Below are 5,314 nucleotides of genomic sequence, written 5' to 3' on the forward strand. Positions count from 1 at the left end.
GGGGGGGGGGGGGGGGGGGGCGCGGAAGACGTTGCGTAAGGTGACCTGCCACATAGAAACCTTCGAGGCGACCCGGAACGGCATCCGGCTCGAAATCTTCTGGGAGCCCGACTGGCTTGGCATCGAAGCCCGCCACGAAGTCGCCGCTGCGCATCTACAGGTGCGCAGCCACGGCGACGAACCGCTCCCGATCACCGAGACCGGCTACCGATCGCACTTCACCTCTCGCTCGGCCGTGGCCGCAGCCGGAGGGCCGGTCGCACACGCTCGCGCTTGGCTCGACGCTGCCCCCGACACGCCCGCTTGGCGGCGTAAAGCCACCGCTGCCTGTGAGCACACCCTCTTCTGAGGGTGTGCTACTTCATCAGGCGTTGTCGGTGTCGCGGCCGTCCGGCTCGCGCGCCACGCCCTTAAAGGGCTTGCCATCGTCCTTCACTTCCATGAAGCGGCCCGTGCGCTCGTCGCGCTTCTGCCAGAGATCGTCCGGCCGCTCGAATTGCGTCCGTCCGGTCACCGCGCCGCGCCGGAAGCCATTCCCCGTGTTCTTTGCCATTTCATTCACCTCTTCAGTTGAGATCGCCCACCTTCATCCGGCCTTCTGCCAGCCCAGCAGCAGCCGGATATCCTTCCACAGCGGCGACTTCTGATCGCCGCACCAATGCACCTTTCCGCACCGGAACCAGAAATGTGCCCGGCAGCCCTTCATCCGGTGCACCGATGGGTGCAGCGTGCCGAAACCGGCCCCATCGACCGCGAGCTTCCACATCGGCCGCTCGTCCGGTAGCAGGTTCATGTGCAGGGTCTCGCCGCAGCCGCACGGGCAGAGCATGGCGGCGCTCCAGGGCGCGCCGTCCTCGGTCACGACATAGAGGGTCCGGGCCTGCGGCCGCTCGGGCGCGTCCTCGTGGACATATTCAGTGCGGAACCGGACCCGCAGGCGGTCCCTTAGCCAGTCCTGCCACCGCTGCCAAAGGCCCGCCATCAGGCAACCCTCCGGGAGAGCTCCGGCATACCCAGCAGCGGCCGCGTATCGCCCTTGCCTAGATCGCCCCGGAAGACCGGACAGGCACCAGGCTTTGGGTCCCGGAACATCGCCATCTCGCTCAGGCTGACCTCGATATGGGCGAAGGCCTCGTTCGGATCGTCCCGGTACGGATGCAGTCGGGCCAGCAAATCGTTCACGGCCAGCGAGGCGATCAGCATGTTGAGCGAGATCACCGCCGGGCGCCGCACCGCCACCCCGGAGATGTAGCCATCCTCGATCTGCCGGGCATGTGCTTCCGGGTCGGTGCGAGCGAGCCCGGCCGCGCGCACGTCGTCGAGGCTGAACAGGCCCCGGCTGACGAGGCTCGACCCGCCGGGCGTCAGATGGTGAACGCTGCCGCAGACCTCGACGATTTCGCCCCGACGCAGCCCTTCCGGAACCGCGTGAATGCGCACGCCCAGGTCGAAATACGGGAGCTGATAGAAGGTCGCGAGCATGTTCAGCAGGAACCGACCGTCGATCGTGTCCATGCAGCCGAACACGATATCGCATTGCGCCACCGCCTCGATCGCCTCGGGCGACCACAGGCTCTGTTCCAGCGCGATCACGCGCGTGCCGGTGCCCATGCGTTCGACCGCCCCGGCAAGCACGGCGACTTTCGCGCGGCCCTTCTCAGCATCGGCCGCCGTGGCGTTCAGAATGCGGTTGAGGTTGCGCTCTTCGACCGTGTCGTTATCGACGATCACCAGCTCACCGACGCCGAGCCGGGCCAGTTGTTCGATCACCGGACTGCCGGTGCCGGAGCAGCCGACAACGGCGACCGAAAGCCGCCGCAACAGATCGAATGTCCCCTCGCCGAAGGCCTGCGCATGGGAGGCGGCGAAGTCGGGCACCGCCCCGGTGCCAGATGCCCCACCATGCCAGAAGAGCAGATCGTCACCGGCGACGTTGATCTGCGCCAGCGGCGGCATCGCGCCGTCGGCTCTCACCGTCCGGCCGAACATGCGGCCATCCGGAAGCATCACCGCGCTGCCATGCGGCCGGTCGTCATCGAACCAGTCGCGCAGGCTCGGCAGGAGCAGCCGGTCGCTCTCGTCATCGACCTCAGAAAAGGCAAGATAGCCCCCGGGGTGACTGTGCACCTTGACCAGCGTGCCGCCCGAGCGTTCGGCACGTTCCAGCAGCGGCAGGATCGCGTCCGTTGGCCAGGTCACCCGCCGACCCGTCCGAACCGCACAGGCCGAATACGGCACCGGGAACACCTCCCGCGCGACGAGGCGGGTCCGCCGGTCTCCCGCGCGCACCCCACATAGAAGGAAAGCCGCCGCCTCCAAACCGTCGCCCGGAAACAGGTGCGCCTTCAGCGCCGCGTGCTGCGTTCCGTTCAGGGTCAGCCCGACCGTCACGCCGTGGGGCATTTTTCGAACTCCCGCATCAGCCAGTCCTCGATCATGAGGATATGCGTCCCGAGGTTGTGTTCGCCGACCACCCACGGGTTGGCGGCCGTGTAGTGCCGCGACCACCGCTGGAAGACCTTGCCGTCGAGGGCCTGCGTTGCTTGGGTCGCCCCAATGGCCCGGCTGTCCTTCCGCGCCAGCGCCGGGTGGAAATACACCATATCGAGCGCGGCCTTCGGGTAGCCCGTCTCGATCCGGATCGCGGCGGTGACGGCGTCATGATTGTAGCCAGCGTCCTGTGTCGGGAACCCGTGCAGGAGCACCCAAGGAGAGCCGTCCACGACGGTCTCCCATGGGCAGCCGTAGGCATCGAGAAACGCCCGATCCTCTTCCGGCAGCTCGAACTGACGCCGCATCGCCATCTCAGCCCTCCGTCTGGTCGCGCGGCAGGGCCTTGAACTTCTCGACGCCGGGACGCCGCAGATCGACGCGCTCGCCGGGCTTGATCAGCTCGTATCCGCCGCCGCTCAGCTTGAGGCGCAGGGTCCAGTCTCCGGCGGGCGTCAGCCCGGCCGCCTCCAGGATCGTCTCCCGCGTCGGCTTGGCCTCGGGGACTTCATGCCGATCCCGGTTCACCCGGAAGCGGTAGCCACGGCACCGCGGAGGGGCCTTACCCAGCTTCGCGTATTCTTCGAGGTCCGCGATCTCGTCGAGGATTTCCTCGCGGACCGCGTCTGCCAGTTCTTCGCCGCTCATGTCCGGCGGCCGGGCCTGCTCGTTCATTGCCTTTCTCCTTCTGCCTCGCCGCCACAGCGGCTTACCCTGTCAGGTGGGGACCGGGTAACCGGCCTTCAAGGGTTTTAGTTTACAAAACTGCGCCTATAATATACTTTTTGTAAACCGCACGCAAGGAGGAGAGAAACGTGATAGGACAGAGACTTAAGCTCGCACGTGCCGCAGCAGGCCTGTCTCTCAGGGAGTTGGAGGAGAAGATTGGAAACCGCGTCACGGCTCAGGCGATCGGCAAATACGAGCGCAACGAATCGATGCCTAGCTCGGGCGTCCTGATGGCGCTTGCCTCGGCGCTCGATGTCTCGGTGGACTACTTGGTCGGCGATCAGGACATGGCCCTCGAAGGGATCGAGTTCCGCAAGAAGAAGATCACGGGCAAGCGTGAGGAGGCGCAGGTCGAAGCGCAGGTGCTGCATCTGCTTGAACGCTATCTGATGGTTGAGGAGGCGCTGAATCTTGCGAGCGTCGAATGGGACAAACCGCGCGAGGCACCTTACCCGGTCCGTCAGGGCCTGTCGGAAGCCGACCGTGCAGCCGAAAGCCTGCGCGACCATTGGGGCCTTGGGGTCGATCCGATCCCGAACCTGGTCGAGCTGCTCGAAGAACATGGCATCAAGGTTCTCTCAATCGACCTGACGAATATCGACGGGCTCACGGCGCAGGTCCGCCGCGTTCGCAAGGGCTCGGTTCCCGTTATCGTCGTCAACGGCAAGGATTGGGGCGAGCGCCAGCGCTTCACGCTCGCGCACGAGCTCGGCCACATGATCATGGATGTTGGCGACGGCGTCGATCCCGAGAAAGCCGCACATCGGTTCGCGGGAGCCTTTCTCATGCCTGCCGATGCGCTTTGGAGCGAGATCGGCAAGAACCGCACGTCGATCGGGGGCGATGAGCTGTTCGCACTGAAGAAGCTCTTCGGCGTCAGCGTTCAGGCCATCACGTATCGCTGCAAGGATTTGGGCATCTTCAGCGAACCGCTGTTCCGGCGTCTGTTCCAGGAGTTCAACCGGCTTGGCTGGCGCAGCCCTCCCTATGAAGAGCCCTATGCACTCAAGGGCGAGAAGCCGACGCGGTTCCGTCGGCTGACGTTCCGGGCGCTCGCCGAGGGTGCCGTTTCCGAGCCGAAGGCGGCCGAGCTTCTGGGCCTGTCGGTGCGCGAGCTGAACCAGATGATGGAAGTTCAGCCGCCGCAGCTGCCTCAAGCCGTCAATGGGGCCTGATGCCGATGCGGGTCCTGGTCTCCGACACATCCGTTCTTGTCGATCTGGAGCGCGGGTCGCTGCTGGAGGCCAGTTTCCGCCTGCCCTACCAGTTTTCCGTGCCCGATCTTCTGTATGAGCGCGAGCTGAAGAACTTCGGCGGTGATGATCTTCTTCGTCTCGGCCTTGTCGTCGAAGAACTCGACGGCGACGTGGTCGCGCGGGCGCTCGCCTACCGCCAGCGCGCCCCTGTTCTCACTATTCCGGACAGCTTTGCTCTTGCGCTGGCGCAGGCTCGAGAATGGATACTCCTCACCGGCGATGGACCGCTTCGACAACTTGCCGCTGATGAGGCTGTCGAATGCCACGGCGTGCTCTGGGTGATGGATCAGCTTCAGGCGGCCAATGCCGCGTCCCTCCGGCTGCTGCACGACGGCTTGACCGCCATCTCCAACCACCCGCGCTGCCGACTGCCCCGGCCCGAAATCCGCCGTCGGCTCGCCGCTTACCTCGACGGCCTGGAATGACGCCTTGAAAACGGTCGTTTTTGACATGCCCGCGCGCCTGGCGCGAAACAAGGCTGTGGGCAACGTCAAAAACCCCCTCCTAAACCTTTCGGGTTTTGGAGCGTTTTTGATACCCTGAGCGCATGATCATCGGTTACGCCCGCGTCTCCACCGCAGACCAATCCCTCGACGCTCAGACGGACGCCCTCGCGGCCGCAGGCGTCGAGCGCATGTTCGCCGACAAGATCACCGGCACGGCCCGCAGGCGCCCCGAGCTAGACCGCATGCTCGATCAGCTCCGCCCTGGCGACGTGGTGGTGGTCGCCAAGTACGACCGCCTCGTGGAGTGCGCCCCTCGGAGTGGGCAGGTCGGCCGGGTCTGAATTGACCGGGGGCGGGCTTTCCGATGAGGAAGGTCCATGCCAAGACGCCATC

Annotated in this window: 9 protein-coding genes; 4 read left to right on the forward strand and 5 right to left on the reverse strand. The window is 65.5% G+C overall.

Annotated features, from left to right (window positions below; all coding sequences use genetic code 11):
• Window positions 1–31: 31 nt before the first annotated feature.
• The gene (locus BM064_RS26080; protein WP_092866397.1) at window positions 32–349 is read left to right on the forward strand and encodes a hypothetical protein; all 318 of its coding nucleotides are present in this window, start codon (window positions 32–34) and stop codon (window positions 347–349) included.
• Window positions 350–364: 15 nt separating this feature from the next.
• Here the strand turns inward: BM064_RS26080 and BM064_RS26085 are convergent, their stop codons facing one another.
• The 5 genes from BM064_RS26085 to BM064_RS26105 are packed head-to-tail and all read right to left on the reverse strand — an operon-like array spanning window position 365 to window position 3,165.
• Window positions 365–553, reverse strand: a complete 189-nt coding sequence (locus BM064_RS26085) for a hypothetical protein (protein ID WP_092866371.1) — start codon at window positions 551–553, stop codon at window positions 365–367.
• 33 nt (window positions 554–586) lie between these two features.
• Window positions 587–982, reverse strand: a complete 396-nt coding sequence (locus tag BM064_RS26090) for a ubiquitination-like system serine protease family protein (protein ID WP_092866375.1) — start codon at window positions 980–982, stop codon at window positions 587–589.
• Window positions 982–2,403, reverse strand: coding sequence for a ThiF family adenylyltransferase (locus BM064_RS26095; RefSeq protein WP_092866378.1), 1,422 nt, complete (start codon window positions 2,401–2,403; stop codon window positions 982–984). Before BM064_RS26095 ends, BM064_RS26090 begins: the two co-directional genes overlap by 1 nt.
• Entirely contained in the window at window positions 2,388–2,804 is a 417-nt protein-coding gene (locus tag BM064_RS26100; RefSeq protein WP_092866381.1) for an E2/UBC family protein, read from the reverse strand. The genes BM064_RS26095 and BM064_RS26100 overlap by 16 nt, the downstream gene beginning before the upstream one ends.
• Window position 2,805: 1 nt before the next feature.
• Window positions 2,806–3,165 (reverse strand): multiubiquitin domain-containing protein, encoded by a 360-nt coding sequence (locus BM064_RS26105; RefSeq protein WP_092866384.1) that lies wholly within the window; start codon window positions 3,163–3,165, stop codon window positions 2,806–2,808.
• A 140-nt stretch (window positions 3,166–3,305) separates the two neighbouring features.
• Here BM064_RS26105 and BM064_RS26110 point away from each other — a divergent pair, with 140 nt between their 5' ends.
• The 3 genes from BM064_RS26110 (at window position 3,306) to BM064_RS26120 (ending at window position 5,262) form a co-directional block, all read left to right on the forward strand.
• Window positions 3,306–4,394: a helix-turn-helix domain-containing protein gene (locus BM064_RS26110; RefSeq protein WP_092866387.1), complete on the forward strand. Its 1,089-nt coding sequence runs from the start codon at window positions 3,306–3,308 to the stop codon at window positions 4,392–4,394.
• A complete protein-coding gene (locus BM064_RS26115; RefSeq protein WP_245779306.1) occupies window positions 4,394–4,900 on the forward strand; it encodes a PIN domain-containing protein in 507 nt (168 codons plus the stop codon). Before BM064_RS26110 ends, BM064_RS26115 begins: the two co-directional genes overlap by 1 nt.
• A gap of 122 nt (window positions 4,901–5,022) precedes the next feature.
• Window positions 5,023–5,262, forward strand: coding sequence for a recombinase family protein (locus tag BM064_RS26120; protein ID WP_092866394.1), 240 nt, complete (start codon window positions 5,023–5,025; stop codon window positions 5,260–5,262).
• Window positions 5,263–5,314 lie beyond the last annotated feature (52 nt).

Source organism: Albimonas pacifica (assembly GCF_900113695.1).
Lineage (GTDB): Bacteria > Pseudomonadota > Alphaproteobacteria > Rhodobacterales > Rhodobacteraceae > Albimonas > Albimonas pacifica.